The 19,625-nt window shown below is 32.0% G+C and carries 20 protein-coding genes and 2 pseudogenes; 8 read left to right on the top strand and 14 right to left on the bottom strand.

Translation table 11 applies throughout. The annotated features are described in order from the left end of the window. Positions 1-127 precede the first annotated feature (127 nt). On the top strand, positions 128-826 hold the full coding sequence (locus ACLBWE_RS12410; protein WP_447603191.1) for a DUF1826 domain-containing protein: 699 nt from the start codon (positions 128-130) through the stop codon (positions 824-826). A gap of 42 nt (positions 827-868) precedes the next feature. Here the strand turns inward: ACLBWE_RS12410 and ACLBWE_RS12405 are convergent, their stop codons facing one another. Continuing rightward, positions 869-1,339: a Csu type fimbrial protein gene (locus ACLBWE_RS12405; protein WP_447603189.1), complete on the bottom strand. Its 471-nt coding sequence runs from the start codon at positions 1,337-1,339 to the stop codon at positions 869-871. Positions 1,340-1,857: 518 nt separating this feature from the next. On the opposite strand from ACLBWE_RS12405, the gene ACLBWE_RS12400 reads away from it, so the two are divergent. Further along, positions 1,858-2,295 carry a DUF2147 domain-containing protein gene (locus tag ACLBWE_RS12400; RefSeq protein WP_005041742.1) on the top strand — a complete coding sequence of 146 codons (438 nt, stop codon included), beginning with the start codon at positions 1,858-1,860 and terminating at the stop codon, positions 2,293-2,295. A 96-nt stretch (positions 2,296-2,391) separates the two neighbouring features. On the opposite strand, the gene ACLBWE_RS12395 is transcribed toward ACLBWE_RS12400, so the two are convergent. Both ACLBWE_RS12395 and ACLBWE_RS12390 read right to left on the bottom strand, forming a co-directional pair. Then, positions 2,392-2,499 (bottom strand): helix-turn-helix domain-containing protein, encoded by a 108-nt coding sequence (locus tag ACLBWE_RS12395; protein WP_447603492.1) that lies wholly within the window; start codon positions 2,497-2,499, stop codon positions 2,392-2,394. Between the two features lie 5 nt (positions 2,500-2,504). Next, a complete protein-coding gene (locus ACLBWE_RS12390) occupies positions 2,505-2,975 on the bottom strand; it encodes an Lrp/AsnC family transcriptional regulator (protein WP_003650920.1) in 471 nt (156 codons plus the stop codon). Positions 2,976-3,084: 109 nt separating this feature from the next. Between ACLBWE_RS12390 and rarD the strand changes: the two genes are divergently transcribed. Continuing rightward, positions 3,085-3,984, top strand: coding sequence for an EamA family transporter RarD (gene rarD / locus ACLBWE_RS12385; protein WP_447603186.1), 900 nt, complete (start codon positions 3,085-3,087; stop codon positions 3,982-3,984). 107 nt (positions 3,985-4,091) lie between these two features. Here rarD and ACLBWE_RS12380 read toward each other — a convergent pair. Next, positions 4,092-4,334 (bottom strand): annotated as a pseudogene (locus ACLBWE_RS12380) (TetR/AcrR family transcriptional regulator); the annotation flags it as partial. 26 nt (positions 4,335-4,360) lie between these two features. Then, positions 4,361-5,371, bottom strand: coding sequence for a nucleotide kinase domain-containing protein (locus tag ACLBWE_RS12375; RefSeq protein WP_447603490.1), 1,011 nt, complete (start codon positions 5,369-5,371; stop codon positions 4,361-4,363). A gap of 1,008 nt (positions 5,372-6,379) precedes the next feature. On the opposite strand from ACLBWE_RS12375, the gene ACLBWE_RS12370 reads away from it, so the two are divergent. Further along, complete coding sequence (locus ACLBWE_RS12370; RefSeq protein ID WP_447603182.1) at positions 6,380-7,012, top strand: hypothetical protein; 633 nt, start codon at positions 6,380-6,382, stop codon at positions 7,010-7,012. A gap of 2 nt (positions 7,013-7,014) precedes the next feature. Next, positions 7,015-7,725 carry a dCTP deaminase domain-containing protein gene (locus ACLBWE_RS12365; protein WP_447603180.1) on the top strand — a complete coding sequence of 237 codons (711 nt, stop codon included), beginning with the start codon at positions 7,015-7,017 and terminating at the stop codon, positions 7,723-7,725. Here the strand turns inward: ACLBWE_RS12365 and ACLBWE_RS12360 are convergent. Both ACLBWE_RS12360 and ACLBWE_RS12355 read right to left on the bottom strand, forming a co-directional pair. Then, a complete protein-coding gene (locus ACLBWE_RS12360; protein ID WP_447603178.1) occupies positions 7,717-8,340 on the bottom strand; it encodes an Nmad2 family putative nucleotide modification protein in 624 nt (207 codons plus the stop codon). The genes ACLBWE_RS12365 and ACLBWE_RS12360 overlap by 9 nt on opposite strands. Positions 8,341-8,343: 3 nt before the next feature. Next, on the bottom strand, positions 8,344-8,796 hold the full coding sequence (locus ACLBWE_RS12355) for a TIR domain-containing protein (protein ID WP_447603176.1): 453 nt from the start codon (positions 8,794-8,796) through the stop codon (positions 8,344-8,346). Positions 8,797-9,036: 240 nt separating this feature from the next. Between ACLBWE_RS12355 and ACLBWE_RS12350 the strand changes: the two genes are divergently transcribed. Further along, positions 9,037-11,076, top strand: a complete 2,040-nt coding sequence (locus ACLBWE_RS12350; protein WP_447603174.1) for a TIR domain-containing protein — start codon at positions 9,037-9,039, stop codon at positions 11,074-11,076. Positions 11,077-11,212: 136 nt separating this feature from the next. Here ACLBWE_RS12350 and ACLBWE_RS12345 read toward each other — a convergent pair whose 3' ends face one another. Both ACLBWE_RS12345 and ACLBWE_RS12340 read right to left on the bottom strand, forming a co-directional pair. Next, complete coding sequence (locus ACLBWE_RS12345) at positions 11,213-11,800, bottom strand: hypothetical protein (RefSeq protein ID WP_447603172.1); 588 nt, start codon at positions 11,798-11,800, stop codon at positions 11,213-11,215. Between the two features lie 164 nt (positions 11,801-11,964). Then, positions 11,965-12,453: pseudogene (locus ACLBWE_RS12340) on the bottom strand (TetR/AcrR family transcriptional regulator); the annotation flags it as partial. Positions 12,454-12,501: 48 nt separating this feature from the next. Between ACLBWE_RS12340 and ACLBWE_RS12335 the strand changes: the two are divergent. Beyond that, positions 12,502-12,633, top strand: a complete 132-nt coding sequence (locus tag ACLBWE_RS12335; protein ID WP_447603170.1) for a hypothetical protein — start codon at positions 12,502-12,504, stop codon at positions 12,631-12,633. Positions 12,634-13,314: 681 nt separating this feature from the next. Here the strand turns inward: ACLBWE_RS12335 and ACLBWE_RS12330 are convergent. After that, positions 13,315-14,010, bottom strand: a complete 696-nt coding sequence (locus tag ACLBWE_RS12330; RefSeq protein WP_447603168.1) for an alpha/beta hydrolase — start codon at positions 14,008-14,010, stop codon at positions 13,315-13,317. A 198-nt stretch (positions 14,011-14,208) separates the two neighbouring features. On the opposite strand from ACLBWE_RS12330, the gene ACLBWE_RS12325 reads away from it, so the two are divergent. Beyond that, on the top strand, positions 14,209-15,099 hold the full coding sequence (locus tag ACLBWE_RS12325; protein ID WP_447603166.1) for an AraC family transcriptional regulator: 891 nt from the start codon (positions 14,209-14,211) through the stop codon (positions 15,097-15,099). A 141-nt stretch (positions 15,100-15,240) separates the two neighbouring features. Here ACLBWE_RS12325 and ACLBWE_RS12320 read toward each other — a convergent pair whose 3' ends face one another. From ACLBWE_RS12320 to ACLBWE_RS12305, 4 genes are all read right to left on the bottom strand, one after another. Next, positions 15,241-16,938, bottom strand: coding sequence for a hypothetical protein (locus ACLBWE_RS12320; protein ID WP_447603164.1), 1,698 nt, complete (start codon positions 16,936-16,938; stop codon positions 15,241-15,243). 292 nt (positions 16,939-17,230) lie between these two features. After that, positions 17,231-18,298 (bottom strand): AraC family transcriptional regulator, encoded by a 1,068-nt coding sequence (locus ACLBWE_RS12315; RefSeq protein WP_198496138.1) that lies wholly within the window; start codon positions 18,296-18,298, stop codon positions 17,231-17,233. 451 nt (positions 18,299-18,749) lie between these two features. Next, positions 18,750-18,938 carry a hypothetical protein gene (locus tag ACLBWE_RS12310; protein ID WP_080592924.1) on the bottom strand — a complete coding sequence of 63 codons (189 nt, stop codon included), beginning with the start codon at positions 18,936-18,938 and terminating at the stop codon, positions 18,750-18,752. A 145-nt stretch (positions 18,939-19,083) separates the two neighbouring features. Continuing rightward, complete coding sequence (locus ACLBWE_RS12305) at positions 19,084-19,554, bottom strand: hypothetical protein (protein WP_016138665.1); 471 nt, start codon at positions 19,552-19,554, stop codon at positions 19,084-19,086. Positions 19,555-19,625 lie beyond the last annotated feature (71 nt).

Raw genomic sequence — 19,625 nt, 5'->3', positions numbered from 1 at the left:
ACCTTACTTCAGAAGCAAATAATGTTCTTCTGAAGTAAGGTTAAATCTACTTAATAAGCTGGACTAGAATATTTTCGACTAAGCTCAGGCTATAATATTAGACATGCTCTATTATTTTATTTCTCATATGAAGAATACGTTTTCTGACAGCAATCAAATTAGACAAGTTTCTAGTTTCCCTGAACTTGTAAATACAAAGTTTCAAGGAGAGGCAAATGCGATTTGTTGGCACAGAAATTTGGTTGGTGACTTTACAGAAATTGTGAATAAACTTCATTTAAAAGAAAATATTACAGAAGTTTCTATTGAAGATCTTTTAGCACTAAACCTTTCAGAACAAGGCAATCTGGCAAGGAAAACTATTTTAGAAGATATCGAGCAGTTAACTGCATTTGGCGCATCACCTGTACTTAACTTACTTAAACATTATGAACGCGATGAAGAGCTAGATTTCATTTCAACAGATGTATATTCATTTCATGTTGATCGCTCCCCCATTGAAACCGATACATTCTTATGTACTTATCACGGCGCTGCTAGCGATATTGTGCCCAATGATCAGGTTGAACAAAAAGTTTTAATTCCAGAAATTAGAGAAAAGCTCAAAGAATTACATGAAGGCCCAGATGCTGAGTTTGAAGCCTTCTTGGCAGAATATTTTTTTGATTTGCATTATCAGCCTAAATCTAACGCCCAACCTGTAAATTTAGGGACGGGACATTTGTGGCGTCTGGCTGTAGACCATCCTACACAACAGGTTTTACCGTGTGTTCATCGAGCACCTGTTGAAAAGGATGGTGAATATCGATTGCTACTGATTTGTTAAATGTTTCGGTGGTTCTCATATTCATCATTATTTTTTCTATTATTAATATATGACATTCACACGAACCCAATCTTCATACTTGGTTGCCTGAACATTGGTACTCGATGTAATTGCCCCATGAATAGGAATAGTTTCTTTCATTCCTGTAGCAACTCCTGAACGTATTTTACTTCCCGACCCTCCCCAAATTTGGGTATGACCAGCATCTTGATAGAGTACATATGCAACAGATGCTGTGCTTGCAGCAGATTTAAGTTCAAAGTTATTGTCTGAAGTTACCGCCAATTGATACGGTGTATTTTGGGTACATTGGACAGATACATCCGTTCTTGCACCAGCAACTGGCTGAGAGCGAACAACTGAACCAAAATCTAAATTTCCTTGTGTGGAAACTTCACACGTTTCTACAATGGTTAAACTGACCTTCAATGATGTAGATGTATTTCCGGCATCTGCACTATTTATTATCAGCATTCCCATAAGAGAAAATAAGGCGTATTTAAGGACGTTCATTTCTTCTCCTTATATTTTCGTTCTAATATCTATTCGTCTTTATATTGTTATTTCTCTGTTCTTACTAAAGAAACAGTTTTCAGGATCTTTTAGTTATAAAACTTAATATTGCGGACTGTCAATCAATACTAAACAAATGATTTCCATCTTATTTTTATAAATTGTGATGAATTACACGCAATCCAACCAATTTAAAAAGTAGTTGATGTTTTTATTTCTCTTAAATACATATTTTGTCATCATTTATCACAATTTATATCTGCCTAATCAGCGCATACTTCAAAAAGTTGTTAATAATTTATGATCTGATAATCAACTTTTGAGGATGTATTTGTTAATTCTGTCTATTATCGCAATTGCATAAAAAAAACAATCAAAATAATATTACGGGAAATAGATTATAACTTTACATATTATTTATCTTATTGATTCAATATAAAGAAGATTGTGAAGTTAAATTTAAAATGAATCATTCTGGCGATTAAAGCCACCTGTTTTTAATTAGAGAAACTATTGATATGAAAAAATATTTATTATTACTTTTACTCAGCTTTTATTCGATTCATTCATTTGCTTCAGACAAACTACATGGCAGTGTTTGGAAAACAATTGATGATGCAACCAATGAACCCAGAGCACTGGTAAGATTTAGCGAAGATAAAAATGGTAACCTCTCTGCTAACATCGAAAAAATACTCGTTCCGAGTGAAGCCAATAAATGTACGATGTGTGAAGGTACTTACAAAAACAAATCTTTAATTGGTTTAACCATCGTCAAAAATTTAAAAAGCGTCGGTCAAAATAAATATGACAAAGGATCTATCCTCGACCCTCAGTCAGATAAGACATATCGTTTTAGTGCAACAATGTCACCAGATGGTAGCAAACTTATCGCTCGTGGATACATTGGTATCTCTGCAATTGGTCGGAACCAAACGTGGTATCGAATTAAATAAGCTTCGAAAAAGACTTTATTTATAAATTGCATGGTTTTTTGACTTAATCCTTTATCTCAAGAGCCATGCAATTTTTTCAAAATTGTCTGAATATTCTTAAGACTTTTTAAAATATTCTCGAGGTGTTACACCAAAAGCCTTTTTGAATTCATAGCTAAAATGTGAAAAATAAGTAAAACCATAATCTAAAGCTACTTCAGAAATACTATTTATAACTTTTTATCTATTTCTGGAACTTCTAACGTAACTTTTACTCGATCTAGTACAACAGTTGTCTTGAACCACTCTACATTAGAATTATTGTGAAATAGCTCATCACAAATCTTTTGAAAACGACTCATACTCGGTACTAACAGCACCAACATAAAGTCTGCCTCACCAGTGACATAATAACATTGCTGAATTTCTGGCCCAGAGAAGCTTTTTTTAAGATCATCTAGATCAGTCGCATGAGTTTTATTTACTCGAATCTCGACCAGAATTGTAATCACTTGATTTAATTTATCAGGGTCTAAAACAGCAATATTTCCAATAATATAGCCATTTTCACGTAGCTTTTGGATTCGACGCTGCACTGAAGCGGTAGATAAATGAATAGCATCTGCTAATTCACGTAATGGGATATGGCAATCTTTTTGAAGAAGTTCAAGTAAAGCTAAATCAAATTTATCTAATGTCATCACAAATCATACGGTGAGAAATTTTCTCATTTATATTAAGAAATAAGAGCCTAATTATCAATCAACCTGAAATAAAATATCAATTAAAAGACTCTGCTATTAAATATCTATGCATACTCAATCAAATACGGCTCTTGGTATAACTCTCAATGTAATTGGCTCTATCCTATTTGCTTTAATGTTTGCCTATACATCTTTACTACACTCATTACAGGGGAACGAAATGTATGGTTGGCGTATATTGCTGACTTTTCCCTGTTTAACTCTTTTTATTATTTTGAAAGGAAATTGGCAACAAGTGCGTGATATATACACTCGTATATTTCTAGACCGCTTTTTCTTTTTAACTCGTATATTTTCTGCGTTTCTTATTGGATTACAACTTTGGTTATTCATGTGGGCCCCTACCAATGGTTACGGCCTCGATGTATCTCTTGGATATTTTTTAATGCCCATCATTATGGTAATTGTAGGGCGAATCGCATTTAAAGAAAGAATGTCGAGATTGCAAAAAATATCCTGTATTTTTGCCATCCTTGGAATTATTAACATGTTGGTGATATCAAAAACACTAACATGGCCAACTTTACTTATTTGTTTAGGTTATCCGATTTATTTTTGGTTAAGGCAAAAGACGAATACTAATCATATTGGAGGGCTTTGGTTCGATATGATCCTGAGTTTACCTATTAGCCTATTCTTTATTTTTAACGGGAATATTGGCTCAAATGAATTGATGAGCAACCCTGATACCCTTTGGTTAATTTCAGGTCTTGGTTTGATCAGTGCTCTTGCTTTAGGCTTTCAATCTCTTTCAGCTCCGCATCTAAATTTGACGCTTTTTGGGCTTCTTGTATATGTTGAACCAATACTATTACTAGCCGTATCTATATTACTTAGTGAAACCATTAAAACTGATGAATGGCCCACTTACATTGCAATATGGTTAGCGGTTTGTACTCTTATCATTGAAGGGGTAAATAGCATAAAGAAAAATACTTATGCTTAACTTCGAAATTTATAGCTGTCTTTTAAAAAGATTTACGATCCAGTATCCAATATGCACGATGAATGGACCTAAAGTGATTGCAATTAATCGTGCAGGATATCGCTGAACTACTCAGACATTCGAGATAGGTATTTACATCCATAGTTGATTAAAAAACAATCCAACACCCTTTTCCGATCCATTGCCCCATCTGAACTTAAAAGCTGAATAATTGCGCCTTCAATGATATATAAAAATAGTTTGGCATCCTGAAAAGTCGCATCGGTTTTAAGTGCTCTAAGTTGGCTATAGATTTCATTGGTGAGCCACGTTCTATATTTAATTGCTACTTGATAGGCTTTTGGATACGTATAAATATATATTTTCAGTCCAGACATCAATCAGAATTTAGTAGGATCGAAGTCCGATGTATTTTTTCATTGATATTCCACTTTGGTGGAAACCATGGAACATCAAGGCCTTTCGTACAAGAGTATTTCTGTTTAATACGTGTCCTACCAGATATACCTATAATTTCTGGATGAACTATTCTAGAATACTTATCAACTTCGCAAAATAAATTTTGACAGTCTATTAGTTGCAAAGGCCGCCCCCATAAAGACTGAAAATTAAGCCCCAACCTGCTAAATTCTTGTTCTTGATGATTTGCCATAAACCGTATTAAATCTTGTTCATTGACATTAAATTTATTCCTAAAACACTTTTTTAGACCATCCCTAGCCCCTGGCCCTGGTATAACAAATTCCATTTCTGAAAAATCCGTAAGCTCACTGTAATTTATATCAGTAATAAATTGATAGGCTAAAAAATCCCCTAAAGTTGGATAGGACTTCATGAGTTCAAATGCTTGTTTCATCTTAGTAATTCTAGCTAGTTTTCCTGCTAAATTATCATTCATCATCATCTCCAATAATTGCAAATGATTCTGATGTTTTTTTGAAAACCCAAAACTACTACTTCCAGAGGGCATAATATAAGCTGCTGAATAAATCCTAGTCTTACTTTCCATAGCCTTTTGAAAGACAACATCATAAGTCTTAAAAGAATAATCCTTATACGTTATTGCGCCTAATTTTTTTTCAAGGAGTTGCCAAGTTTCTATTTTATTAAATAGTTTAAAAAGCATAATTCTAAAAAAAATTTCTTCTGCTGAATTTGGTAAATCATCTCTATAGATTACATTTTTAATTAAATATTGGCTTACCCTGTCTGCAGCACGATAAGCATTTGTAAACTTATGAGTTTTAAGGACTGGATCCTCCGTCCATGGCATGTCTTTCTTGCTTAATCGACTAAAATAAATATCTTGTCTTTTACACGCAAACTTCCAATATGTTTCATATACAGGAGATGTATCTAATGACTTTAGATACTTGGAGTAGTCCACATCATTATTTAAGAGGGAAGTTAATTGGTGTTTTGTATGAATCACTACTTAAGGCTCAATTCAAATTATGACAATAAATTACTTAAGCAAATGAACTAAAAAAGCTCTTTTGATATACGCAATTTAAAATATTTCATTGTACAATAGTTTTTATAGTAATGCCTATGGAAACTCTGAGGATCATCTTCAATATGTGTTTGAGATAAATTCATACCCTAATTATTTTTTAAAAAACAAATATTTTCTATTAAATAGTTATTTTCTTATTCAAATCATTCCACTAACTGGATCTAGCGACAAATGAGCTTTGAGGAATCGTTTTATTTTTTTATAAAGTATATTGTTATATCGCCATTATTATGCTATGTAATTTTTACAATACAGCTTTTTTTTAAACGATATTCTATTACCTCCCCTTCAAACCAAATCTTTGAACAAGAAAAACTTCTAAAAGAATTTAAAACAAAATTTACAAAGTCCTCTCTTAGCCAAAATCTTCAGATAAGAGAAATATATGCTCAGAAGATCTCAAATCTTCCTAATGTTAGTGGACGATTTATAGCTTATTGTCTTAAACGAGAGATTAGTAACATCAACTATGTTATGTATCTTTTTAATTTCACAGGAAATTTAATAAAAGTACCTGATATCGAAGGAAATAATTATTTACACATTTTAGAGCAAAAACATAATGTTCTTAAAAAAGGTCTTATCTATCCACTTATCTTAAGCTTATTCATTGTTTTAATGATATTTTTTTCCTCATCAACCTTAAATTTTTATATTTTCATTCTCTACAGTGTTTTATTCGCATTTTCTATTTGGCTACTTCTAAATTCATTTCAATTTCTTTGCGTATACCTTCTATCAAAGAATACAGAATGTATCTTTTACAAAAAAAAAGCTATTCAGCTCGATAGCTCAAGTAATCTTATACAAGACTCTAAGAGTAATAAAAAATTATGTTATCTTATACGATGTGCTAAGGGTAAATTTGGTTTTTTGCATATGTCAGCTCAAGAAATTCTCAAAGAACTTGAAATAAAACAAATGTCTCATGATGATCGCTACCATAAAGATGTTTGGGTTTTAAGTACACAAGGTAAGGCAAAACATATGGCGGCCCATATTGGAAAATATAGCGGGCAAATATTAGAGGCTATACGTGACTCTAATCCAGATATAGTGAAGATTCATAAATACGTAATTGATTCATTAATTATAAACTTCTCGTATGCAAATATTTTTGTATATCGCATAAGCAAACATTTAAGCCCTGCTTACCTTCAGTTAGCAAACCTTCATGAGTTGAGAGATACGCTCGCACAAGAATATTTGATGCGAAAAGCTTACACGCAAGAAGCCTCACAACATGGTTTAGATTTGGCTATGGATATGTGTATTCTTGCTAGCAAAATACTAAAAACCGTAGAGTCATTAGATCATGTAGAAAAGCATGAGTTTAGAGTAAATTTCAACCAATATGTATTTGATATTTTTGAAATTCTTATCACCTTATGTTTTATTTATAATATTAACGGTATAGAAGATCTTATTGCAAATCGAATGTACGAAGTTGAGCAAAGACATGAGTATTTTGAAGAGTATGGAAATTATAAAGATGGTTATAAGGTTATATAAAAATGTTTTGGAGCGGTAACAAACTACATAAGAACAAAAAGATTTTAGTTCCTTATCACCCTTATACTGCCATAGACTGTGCTTCTTTAGTATTAACTATCGGTAGTGAAGTTTATATTACACCTAATTCCGAAGCTGATATTAAGGTCAAAAAAATACTTACAGTTGAAGAACCACAGTTCATAATTCCTAAGGGGCAATTTGCTCTACTGATTACAGAAGAAGAGGTTCATGTTCCTAACCAAAATATTGCCTTTATCTCATTTAAAGCTAAATATAAATATAAAGGCTTAATTAATGTATCAGGTTTCCACGTCGATCCAGGTTGGCGGGGAAAACTTACATTCTCTGTTTATAATGCTGGTCCCAGTGATGTTGTACTTGAAAAAGGTAACCCTTTTGCCTTAATTTGGTACGCTGACTTGGATCAAGAGGGTATTATTAATGGTAGTTATGCAAATAATAAATATGTAAAAAAGGATAAACCTATAACTAGTATTTCAAGTGATAAAATTACTGATATGACTGGTGATATATTTTCTCCATTTAAATTAAAGAAAGATATTGAAGATCTTAAAGAGAAATATAATAAAGAAATAATCGAGATCAAAAAAGAAGTCCATGCTATTGAGGGGAAGCTTTTAGTTAGAACAGGCTTATTAATCTTTACTTTTATTTCATTAGTTATAGTCATTATTAGACTTTTAAAATGAAAACATAAGTTGAGGATTTTTATCTTGATGTAATTTTTTCCACTCAAATGGTGAACCATTTATCCCTAATGCAAATTGGCGTAAAAAAACATTCAAGAAATTACTATGTAATTCTTTATCCACATACTTACAACTTGGACCCTTTTTGATAATTTCTGAAAACTCTGCAGGTATTAAAATACTATTTCTCCCAAAATAGTAGAAATAATCACTAATCAGGACATTATCAACTTTAGTATCTGTCTTTATATTCTTATAATTTGGGCTACCATCTTCTTCAGTGTGATGTGATGGTAGTTGAATCCATTCTGAGTTTTCTTTATGATAAATATTATCTCCATATTGATACTTCCTGCTACGATCTAAAATAGGCCGTTTATCAATAAATCTTTGATCATTCCAATACTCATTGAAAGTTAATTTTTCTGTAACTTTCATTGCAAATACTAACTTATTTAGACTTCCAGTCGAAATAGAGCTTGTGCCAATAATCCAATCCCCTACAACCGCACTTTTTCGAATATCTGGCTTACAAGTGGCCAAAGTACAATATTCAAAAAAAGGATTAGGAGCGAAACCATAGTCGCGCCTAACTACATAAGAAATAATTTTCATTTCTTAACCACATAGATGTCTAGCAACAACAGGTGAATTATATCCCTCAAAAGTATTTTCACCATTAATTGCATTAATTAAACATTCACTATTCCAACCAACAATAGCATCAGCGTAATTCTCCAACTCTTCAGGTACTTCACAGCCTTGATGACCATGTGCCCAAACTCCGACGATTCTTAAGCCTAATTTTTGTGCATATTCAATCTCCCAATTAACCCAATAACTATTTTTAGTCTGAGGTGTTATATAAACCATAAGAGTAGAACATTGCCTGATTCTAGGCGCCAAGATTTGGTATTTAATATAATCCTCGGCTTTAGCACTATTAGGCTTACTTGAGTTAATAGAAAAATCTCTGACTTCAAACCCCTTTGTCTTGATTAAATCTTTAGTTTTTTTTAAGCCATCATCATCCTCATGTACATGACTTATAAAGATATTTTTTCTTGCCATAATTAAGCTCACAAAATACTATAGTTTGTAATTAATGGTCCCTACTAATCAAACAAAAGACTATAAAAATCACAATAAAATCAAAAACTTACAATTAAAATCACTCAAAAAAACTTTAATTACATTCTTTTATAGTATATTTAACAAATTAATTTGTAAATAATACTACTTATTAATTTCAAAATAGAAATCAATAATTTATTATGTAGAATATAAAAATTTCTTGTTAAAATATATAAAATGAATTCAACCCCCTTAGCTATAAGCTTCGTATGGCATCCAGATGATCATTCAGTACATTTCAAAAATATTAGCAAATTTAGGCAATATTTAACACGGGATATTGATAGACCATTTTCTCGTGAGTTAAATATTCCAACTTTTTTATATAGTTCAAGAAATACAAATATTGTTCCTAATCCATTAAAAAAATGGGCAAAAAAAAATTTAGTATTTTTATTTTTAAGTGAAAATACACTCATCAGTGAGAATTGGAATACGTATTTTGAGACAATTTCTTTGGAATTTGAAATTATTCCAGTTGCATTAGATAGCTATGCATTAAGTCATGCTAATAAAGGTATTTTAAAGAATAAAAATTTCGTACGTGCATACAGTTGGCCTCTAAACGATTATCAAGAATACTTTATTCTAATGTTATCCCATGAAATCTATCGTTTAGGACTTAATGAAAGTAAAACAATTGTAAAAGGAATAGATGCTTCATTAAAGATATTTCTTAGCCATGCAAAAGCTGATGAACAAGGTGTCGGTTTAGCTATAGAAATTAAAAATTTTATTGATAATACATCTATACAGAGATTTTTTGATGCTACAGATATTTCTCCTTGCTTCAACTTTGATCAAGAAATAGAAACCCATCTTAAGGAATCTACAGTAATCGCAATAGGTAGTGATAAGTATTCTTCCCGTTATTGGTGTCAAAGAGAAATACTTATGGCAAAGGAAGAAAGAAGACCTATTATTTTTGTTAATACATTAGAACACTATGAAGACCGAATTTTCCCAGCAGCAGTAAATATTCCTAATATTCATGTTTCCCATGATACTAGTATAAGAAATAAAGAAATTTTAAGAATTTTAATTGCAACATTATTAGAAACAATAAGGTTTAACTACTCAAAAATACTTTTAAATTATTATAAGGAACAAGGCTGGATTCCTAAAAGTTCAGAAGTTTTTGCTAGACCACCAGAGGTTAATCAAATAATCACTTTATTAAAAACTAGAAGTGAAACGCAGAAACTTGAAACTCTTCATATTTGTTATCCTGAACCCCCTGTTTATCCTGAAGAAATTAGTTGGATAAATCATTTTGAGAATGAAACGCCTCAAGGCACAGTAAATAAGATCCAAGCTGTTACACCCTTATGGTCAATTTTCAAAAAGGAGCAGATATCAAAAAAAATAGGCATTTCAATTTCAGACTATAAAGAAGATCAGTTTGAAACTCATAATCAACACATCGATGAATTAAAAAGATTATCACAAGTTCTAGCCGGACACTTATTAGCTAGAAAACATACACTAATATATGGGGGGGATCTACGTGAGGATGGATTCACTCAATTTATTCTTGATGAGGCTTTAATTATTCAAAATAGGACTATGGATAATTCAATTAAAGTCGAAAATCATTTAGCCTGGCCAATTTATTTAGAACCAAAGTTAAAGACTTTCAAAATAAAATACCATGGTATTTTGCACACTGAAGAATATAGTCTACCAATAGATATGTCTATAAATCAAAAAAACTTCTTAGAGCCCAATTGCCCAGAAAACCGATATATATGGTCTCGCAGCCTAACAAATATGCGCGAGCAATCTATTTCTAGATGTGAATCTAGAATAATTGCTGCTGGAAAATCTTCAGATTACAAAGGAAAAATGCCTGGTGTATTAGAAGAATTAATGATTTCTCTGAAGAACCAACAACCTATATATATACTAGGTGGTTTTGGAGGAATTACAAATAAAATAGTAACTTCAATATTAAATAAAGAACTAGAACCAGAATTAACTGAAAGCTGGCAAATTCAAAATAATATTGGATATGCAGATTTACAAAATCTTGCAAAAAGTAAGAATCATGGAGCTGATTATTCGGCAATAGAAAATATTATTAAATCTACAACTATAGAAGAACTAGCTTGTAACACAGGACTTACGCCAGTGGATTATCAAAAATTAATGCTTACTCCATTTATTGATGAAGCTACTCATTTAATATTAAAAGGATTGACACAGGTATCTACTTAAATTAAATACAGCAAATGTAAAATCAGATTACTATAATCCTATTTTAAAATATATTAAGTAGGATTATGTATACTCAAAGTAGAATAAAACTAATTTCTCTTATTTAAAAATTTCACCAATTATAAATAGATAGTTATTATTTTAGAAATTCATCATTATTTTCTTTCATTATTGTAAGAATAAAAACATATGCCAACAATAGTATAGACAAGCTAAAAACACCAATCCATGATAGCTTTCTCAATTTCACCACATCAGGTGTTAAATCTAAAATACTTGTAAATTCTAATATAGCAGCAAATAGACCTAACATACTAGAGAACATTAAAAATACAAAATCTATTAAAGAATGTGTCAATCTATCTAATATATGTTGAAGATTCAGCTTTGAGCTTGTTATTATATAATTTAGAGACGATACTATCCCAATAACAATAAATATACCTAAAAAAGTATTTACCAAGCTATCCAAACCAAAATAGTCAGTTAATAAAATTATATTTTTCTCTAGTTCTTTTTGATTAGTAAACTTATTAGTTGCCAAATAAAAAGAAAAGTATGATGCCAAAGATATTAATCCATATACAAAACTCTCAGTGTAAAAAAATATTTTTTGACTTTTTTTAGCTTTCATTGTATATAAACTTTCATCTATAAAAATATAATTATCCAAGGATGATTGTTTAGATTCTTTATCTTTAAATGGTGTAATTAATTTCTTCATCTTAAAACCATCTATTCTGACACATAAGTCAGTTATAATTAAAAATTATTTAATTATATTAAGTATATAAATTAATTTCCACACTCAAATGAAGAGGCATTAAGCACCCCCACAAAAAAACAATCCAACACCCTTTCCCTCTCGTCCACCCCATCCGAACTTTAAAGCTGAATGATTGCCCCTTCAATCATATATAAAAATAGTTTGGCATCCTGAAAAGTCGCATCGGTTTTAAGTGCTCTAAGTTGGCTATAGATTTCATTGGTGAGCCACGTTCTATACTTAATAGCGACCTGATACGCCTTTGGATAGCTCTGTTTCGTTTCAAAAATGGCTTTAAATAATAGGTAGTACAGCCCTTCTAAATCTGTATGTAAGAAATAGAGTTTCTTAATTTTATCAACCACATTGGTGTTGCAGTCATACTCAGCAATTGAAACCACTTTTTCTTTTAAACGTTCTTTTTGTACGATTAAACAGGTTTCAATAAACCGCTCTTTAGAGTGAAAGTAGTTATAAAAAGTCGCTTTTGGAATTCCGCACTCTTTCACGATTCGGTCGATTCCAACAACATGAAATCCGCGATGGTGAAATAAATCAATCGACTTATTGATGACTTGTATGGCACGTGTTGGAAGAACTAACTTTGGCATAGTTTTACCGTTATAAAAATTCTTGTTGTTTCTAAATGAGATACTTTTTTGGGAGAAAAAAAGGCACAGCAAAGCCGTAAAGACTGTGCGTGGCACATCTCAAGTTTTATTGTTGATGCAAGTTTTTTGAGCCGTAATGACTTAAAGCCTGAAAACCTTAGGGCGTTCAAGCTGCTTTAAATTTTTAAGCTGTGTCGTTATAGCTTTTGGCATTGAGAGCCAAGAAATAATGGATGTGCAAAGCCAACTCCTTTTTATTGGGAGTTCTGCCAAAACATTAAAATTATGGTGGCAGAACGAAAGAGGGTTGACGAACTGGTCACACGAGGCCAGCACACCCGAAGGTGTCCCCCTTCCGTCCTACCGCTACGAGAGGGAGACGAAGAGCTGCACAAAACTATCCCTCAGAAGGAATAATTCTGATACTCGTGTGAGAACGGTTCGTCAAAACCGACTGGCAATGTGGCCAGCAGGCAAAGGATAGTGTTCAACCCTTTCTCAGTCAAGCACACAAAATGACATTTGTTTTAAATTAGATCATTAAAAAGTAAGGATAAATAATGAGTGAGTTATTGTTAAATTGGGGTTTATAAAGGGGTGAATTAAAAACATTATAATTAAATTTTCATTCGCAATAATACACATTGCTAGCGATGATTCTTATGAGATGATTTCACGAGTTTTCTTTATAGTTCTTATAACTTAGTTTTTGTTTCTATTCGAAACTTGTCTATGTTACGGAATCAATTAAGCAATAAGCCATCTAGATAAGATGAGCTTATATTTATAATGAAATAGAAGCTAAAAAAATTATTATTTTCTTAACTTCTTAATTTGTTTGTCTATTTAAATTAAATAACTTTATGAATTAAATAAAGAAACTGCTTCATCTATTAAATCTGCAACTTCAACTGGCTTGGAAGCTAATGAAGCATGGCTAGCATCTAAAGAAATAACTTTTTTTGCATTTAATCTAGAAGACATAAACTCTTGATTTTCTGGACTAATCATTCGATCCTGAGTAGAAATTTGATACCAAGAAGGTTTAGTTTTCCAAGCTGGCGATGAAATAGTATCGCCAAAGGTGCTTGCTAACGGAGCTTTTTGTGTTACTCCCATAACTAGACCTTCCTCTTCTGTTAAGTCTTGGCAGAAACTTTCATGAAATTTGTCTGCTTTAAGCCAAAGGTAACCATCACTATCTGGTGATAAATTAGGGGCAGCTACTGGCAGATGCTTTTGCGTAATCTCCCCTGGACTCTCATTTGTATCAGGAGCAAATGCTGCGATATAGACTAGACCAACTACATTTGGAAGATTACCAGCTTCAGTAATAACAGCACCTCCATAAGAGTGCCCAACTAAAATTACGTCACCATCAATCTGAGCTATCATTTTCTTTGTTCGTTCGACATCATCGGCTAGTGAAGTTAAAGGCAATTCGACTGCTTGTAATGAGGTAAAACCTCTATGGGAAAGCTCAATAATAACTTTACTCCAGTGAGCAGCGCCTCCCCAAAAGCCATGTACTAATATAATTGTTGGTTTATTGCTCATGATTTACTCCTAGCTTTTGCTATGACATTGAAATCAATAAATTAAATAGAAATATTGATACATGAAGTTTAGACAATCTGATCAAATATCAAACTATAAAATCTTCGTAAAATGATTATTTGTTATAAAACTACTTTTAACAATTACTAAAACAGCATATTTTTTTGCAGAAACATTTTTTTGATGAGATGTAGTGAGATGGAAAATGAACAAGATTTAAATAAATTAACTGATATATTTTTTGATATTTATAAAAATGCAAGAATATCAGGACAAATTTATCAAGTTGAAAATTATAAAAATACAAATATTGTTTTTATGGATAATAATTTTTCATATATTCATATATTTCAAGGAGGTAGCTTTAAAATTAAAAGTAATGAACAAAAAATAAATGAGATTGTACACGACGGGGATGTTATCGTTATTCCTTCGAGATTTAAGCATTCTATCGAGATTATAGAAGATAAAGCTGTAGAACCATCTGTTATTACATGTATTTTTCAATTAAACGGCGTATATGGACAAACAATCGCTGAAGGATTACCCAAATATATATTAGTTCCCTCGGACCAAAATGGTAAAGTTGCTGAGTGGATACCAATGACAGTAGCTGCAATAAAATTAGAACTTGATCAACCGTCTTTAGGTAGTCAGGTTATGCTTTCAAGTGTTATCGATTTGCTATTGGTATGGTCAATAAGATTCTGGCTAAATAAAGAAACACTAAACCATAAAAGTTGGATTTCAGCTTTGCAGAATCCTGCTATTAGCAAGGCGTTATTCTTAATGCATTCTAACCCTGCTAAAGAATGGACCGTAGAAATTCTTGCCAAAGAAACTAATCAATCTAAATCAAAGTTTTCAAAAAATTTCATAGAATTGCTAGGTACTACTCCAATTAATTACCTCAAACATTGGCGAATGAAGTTAGCCAATCAATATTTAATTGAAACGAATAAAAGTATTTCACAAATTGCTGATTTAGTTGGTTATTCTTCACCAGCTGCTTTTACCAGATCTTTTATTCAAACATTTGGTTATAGCCCAAGAAAATTTAGAGAAATGTCGGAAACTAAAGCTAAATAATAGAAAGGAACTATAGATTTTAGATACAGGCTTATTCATTAAAATAATTAAACGGTTGAATAAGCCTGTAGGATAATTTTAATTTTATGCATCAAAGCCTAACTAATTTATAAAAACAATCGCTATGGATCCTTTTCAATATTAGTTCGCTGTGTTTGGCGCATCCTCTACACCACTGTTTATTGAATGTGAACAGACTAATTTCCCTTGATTACTAGCGGCTCTCCATTCCGTATAAGGTCCATCAATTTCAGCTTTGGTATGATTTTGTAAAGCTAAAACTGAATCACCAATTGCTAATAACTGCTTACGCATCAAACTAAAATCAATCGCATCTCGACCAAACGATGGTGCCCAAAGGGACCATGGACCAGAAATAGTCGCCATAGTTGGAATTAAGTTCTGATGTGATGCGTTTCCAATACCACCAAAATCACATTGTTTTGGGGAACGTTGAATATTTGGCATATCTTGCCCAGTCGAAATCAGTACCGCAGGTAGCTTATGTCTTTGAGCAGCTTCAATTGCGACTTTTTGCATCAAAAGATGATCTTCAGCTACAAACCAAGCCTGAGGCTCTGCTCTACCTGAAAACTCTAATGTTCTCCCCCAACCCAAATCTTTTCTTGGTTTTGCTACTATTTCACGTGTTCCCAAGTGCTCTACTGCAAAAACAAAACTCACTTTACCGTCTTTATATTCTTCATTGAGTTCTTCCATATATCTAAAAGTTCCTTCTTTAGACATATGCAAATGACCAGTATTAAATGCAAATTCATATGTTTTTTGTCGGCATTTTAACGGTAACTTTGCAAAATATTGGGCTAACGCAAGTAACCCACTCACACCATTTTCTTGTACCCACGTATTACCATCCGTGTTCGCGACAAATACAATTTTTTCATGACTTAACCCTGGTAATGTTGCAATCAAATTTCGAGTAGTTGTTGTGTCTCTTTCAGCCTGAACTACAATTTTTGCTTGTGAATTACTTGTGGCTAAAGCTTTTACCTCGGCAAATTCATCTGCACCTAAAAACACTGCAGGAAGTCGATAATGTAACCCATTATGCGGATCGAAATAATCTTTGATTTGATCTCTAGGAACATCAAAACCAAGAATCACACCCGCCGCACCCACCTTTCCAGCTGCGATTAAGTCCTTATTCATTAATTCGCCTGCTAAAAAAGGCTTATCGTATCTCTGTGTTTTAAGATCATTAAGAGATGGGCTTAGATATTTTGCAAACTGAAATAAAAATGCATAAGGGGGTGCAACCTGATTTACATACACAGGATCTTGCACAGTTGGAATTTCACGTACAATAATTTTACCTCGATGTTCTTCCGTGATGGCTTGATTACTTGCAAGAAAGACCAATTGTCCATTATTTCCAGTCAATGTTGTACCTAATGAATAAGGAACAGCACCAGCAATTGCTATATCTTTACCATTAACAGATAACTGACCTGAACGAGATAAACTACGTCCTTTGCCATTTTCAGCCACAATCATCGGTTGCCAACGCTGAATTTCATAACTATCCGATCGTACTTGCATATTTGGTATTTTTTTTGCTTCAAGCTCAATCCAGTCCACCAATTGCTTATGTGCAAGACTACCTGTTGAACGTAATTGAGCTAAATCAGGGCCAACTTGAACAAATTTTTCTAAAGTATCCACGTCAGCAAAGAGCTTCTCATCCATAATGGTTGGACATGAATCACCTATTTCCGGTAGATTGCTTGAAACAGTGTCCTTGTCATTTCCACAACCTGAGACTAAAAATCCAAGTAAAACTATACCTATAGTCTGTTTATATATTTGCTTTACTTCCATATTGATTCCCTTCATTACTCAAATTAAGCATATTTTTACGATAAGAAATTAATTTTTCGAACACTCTGCTTTTAAAATATCCTTATAAATCAAAAATATATTTTGCTTAATTTCATAGCTACACTAAAAATTAGAACAAAGTAAATTGCTCATTAAACCTTAAATAGAATTTCGATCATTCATATAAAGTTGATATAAATCTTATTATTAACTACTAAGTAAAAAATAACGCTTCTGGGTCATTTAACCTCTAATATAGGACATAAGATTAAAAATTCCCCTCAATTTCTTATTAATCTTCGATAGCCTTTCTTTTCAAACTCTTACGATATTGATTCGGAGTCAAATTTGTTTGTAATTTAAACCAAGAAATAAAGGAATGACTTGTATAAAAACCTAAAGCTTTTGAAATAAATAAAATTGAATGCTGATAGTTTTCTAAAAAATTTTCAGCTAATTCAATTCGAACTTCATCAAGTAACTTGCTGTAAGAGCTCTCTTCAAGCTGAAGCTTCCGACTCAATGTTCTGACATTTATGCCTAACAGCTCTGCAACATTTTCACGAGACAAACGATCATAGTGAAGCAATAAATAGATTTTTGCTTTAGTCTGTTGAATAAAGGTTTGTTCGCCCCGTTGTTGTTCTAATAATTTTGAAGCGAATAATCGCACGCTATCATATAATCCCGCATTTTCAGTCTTCAATGCCATATTTAAAGATTTTGGTGACAATACCAAAGCAGTTTCTTTTTGATTGAAATAGACTGGGCACCCAAAAAACTCATCATAATAATTCTGTAATTCAGGTTTCGCCAGACTATGTGCGAAATGTACTGCTTTAAGAATGCAGTATTCTTCATTTCGAACTAAACGAATTAGACTCAACCACCATGACAAATTATATTCATTCGCACATCGACTAAATACTGGATCAGTTGATCTACATTTCCATTTCCAGTAGATAGCTTCTGACTCAATTTGGAGAGAAATATCTCCAATACATCCGATTAATGGTTGAAACTCTTTTAATGTCTCAATCGCTTTATACAAACTAGAAGATAAAGGGACTAGATGTCCTAAAACTCCATAAGCTGTAGAATCCATCTTTTTAAAAAAACTTAAAGCAATCGTTGGGTCATTACAAATACTATATGTATAAGCAATAATCCTCTCAAAGTAGTAAAGTGGAATACATTGATTTGAATCACTTAGTTGCTCTTCTGTGAGAGTACTCTGTAATAATAGCTCTCGGCGCTCGATTCCAAAAAAATTTGCATGATCTAAAAAATGGTTGACTAAACCAACAAGCACTTTTACTTCACAAGTTCCTTCAAGTTTTTTATGTAATGCAATGGTCATCCTTGCCATCCAAGAGAACTCCTACCTGAGTGCTAAAAAGTTTAAATCAACTTAATAATATAATTCAAATGAATGAGGTTTTAAGTTTGTGTTTTTATTCAATACTGATGTGCCTCTTATTACAATGTTCAATTTAGCTTTTCATTGGTCCTTCATTTCGATGCTTCACCACTCTTTTCAATAGTTCAACTTTGTTAGCCTGTACTCGATAGTTGTGCAATAGACTATTTACCCCACTCTTTGGTGAAACCTGCTTTAGAAGAGAAAAAGTTAGTAAGTTTATTGGAACAACATGCTGCTACCTTGCCTCCTTTTTATTTGTTTTATACCAGCCGTAGATTGATGTCACCGGCTTTTAGAATTGTTAAAGATACCTTGAGTGAAATATGAAAAAGTCCTCATTAGAGGACTTTGATTTATAAATTATCGATTTTTTAGACGGGAAAATTAATTAACGAACATAGAGTGGATCTTCTTCAACAAAAAACACTTCACCCGATGAAGGTAGAATCCATTGATAGGTTCCGTCTATTTTCTTCATTTTTTCTTTAAAAATATTATATATCGCTACAAGATCATGTTTTTCATCATATTCCCCTACATAGCCAAGCGCCTTTTCATCATGAAACTCTTTAAACATTTTATGCATTTTGACGGCTCTAAGTTCCATATCTTTTCTCCTTTTTATTATCACTACAATGATTATGATCTCTTTTTATTTTCAATACTAAAAAAAATGTACCAAAATATATCTTATAAAATATCAATCAAATATGTATTGGATTTTAATATTTATCAAACCTAAACTTTTCCATATCGTATGGTATGTCTAGCTTCACACTCCACTGGCTTAATTCTTCACTAATTATAACCGCATCAACTTCAAAAGCATCTCGCTCACTAAAACCTTTTATTTTTAAAAAATTAACAAAACTGGAGGAGTTTATTTTATTAAGATATCCGACTCTTAAAGTATCTATATATACTGCGATTTTATTTGTTTCTTTTTCTAGGCATATTACAGCATTTTTAAAGACCTTCACGCTACCACCATTTTGGTTACCGACTAAAGTTATCAATTCTTCTTGGTATAAAATTACAATTATTTCATGTTCAAAAAAGTTTTTGTTCTCTGTAAATATTTTTCCAGCTATTTTTAGGGTGCTTTCGGGGAGTTCTAGATTAACTGTAGAAAAAACCTTAAATAAAATATAAGCAAAAATAAATAAGATAAAAAGTATTATTATAAAATACATATTAAAATATTCCTCTTAATTTTATAAATTGGCAAAAAGAATAGTTATTCTTTCTACCAACCAATATTTTT

This window comes from Acinetobacter sp. M5A5_2a, from assembly GCF_053345265.1.
The sequence above is the reverse complement of the archived record's forward strand: the minus strand, read 5'-3'. Positions and strand labels throughout refer to the sequence as shown.

Bases quoted from the DNA above. Each gene is read 5' to 3' on its own strand.
- ACLBWE_RS12410 (WP_447603191.1), top strand. From the start codon at position 128: ATGAAGAATACGTTTTCTGACAGCAATCAAATTAGACAAGTTTCTAGT.
- ACLBWE_RS12405 (WP_447603189.1), bottom strand. From the start codon at position 1,339: ATGAACGTCCTTAAATACGCCTTATTTTCTCTTATGGGAATGCTGATA.
- ACLBWE_RS12400 (WP_005041742.1), top strand. From the start codon at position 1,858: ATGAAAAAATATTTATTATTACTTTTACTCAGCTTTTATTCGATTCAT.
- ACLBWE_RS12390 (WP_003650920.1), bottom strand. From the start codon at position 2,975: ATGACATTAGATAAATTTGATTTAGCTTTACTTGAACTTCTTCAAAAA.
- rarD (WP_447603186.1), top strand. From the start codon at position 3,085: ATGCATACTCAATCAAATACGGCTCTTGGTATAACTCTCAATGTAATT.
- ACLBWE_RS12370 (WP_447603182.1), top strand. From the start codon at position 6,380: ATGTCAGCTCAAGAAATTCTCAAAGAACTTGAAATAAAACAAATGTCT.
- ACLBWE_RS12365 (WP_447603180.1), top strand. From the start codon at position 7,015: ATGTTTTGGAGCGGTAACAAACTACATAAGAACAAAAAGATTTTAGTT.
- ACLBWE_RS12360 (WP_447603178.1), bottom strand. From the start codon at position 8,340: ATGAAAATTATTTCTTATGTAGTTAGGCGCGACTATGGTTTCGCTCCT.
- ACLBWE_RS12355 (WP_447603176.1), bottom strand. From the start codon at position 8,796: ATGGCAAGAAAAAATATCTTTATAAGTCATGTACATGAGGATGATGAT.
- ACLBWE_RS12350 (WP_447603174.1), top strand. From the start codon at position 9,037: ATGAATTCAACCCCCTTAGCTATAAGCTTCGTATGGCATCCAGATGAT.
- ACLBWE_RS12345 (WP_447603172.1), bottom strand. From the start codon at position 11,800: ATGAAGAAATTAATTACACCATTTAAAGATAAAGAATCTAAACAATCA.
- ACLBWE_RS12330 (WP_447603168.1), bottom strand. From the start codon at position 14,010: ATGAGCAATAAACCAACAATTATATTAGTACATGGCTTTTGGGGAGGC.
- ACLBWE_RS12325 (WP_447603166.1), top strand. From the start codon at position 14,209: ATGGAAAATGAACAAGATTTAAATAAATTAACTGATATATTTTTTGAT.
- ACLBWE_RS12320 (WP_447603164.1), bottom strand. From the start codon at position 16,938: ATGGAAGTAAAGCAAATATATAAACAGACTATAGGTATAGTTTTACTT.
- ACLBWE_RS12315 (WP_198496138.1), bottom strand. From the start codon at position 18,298: ATGACCATTGCATTACATAAAAAACTTGAAGGAACTTGTGAAGTAAAA.
- ACLBWE_RS12310 (WP_080592924.1), bottom strand. From the start codon at position 18,938: ATGTTTAAAGAGTTTCATGATGAAAAGGCGCTTGGCTATGTAGGGGAA.
- ACLBWE_RS12305 (WP_016138665.1), bottom strand. From the start codon at position 19,554: ATGTATTTTATAATAATACTTTTTATCTTATTTATTTTTGCTTATATT.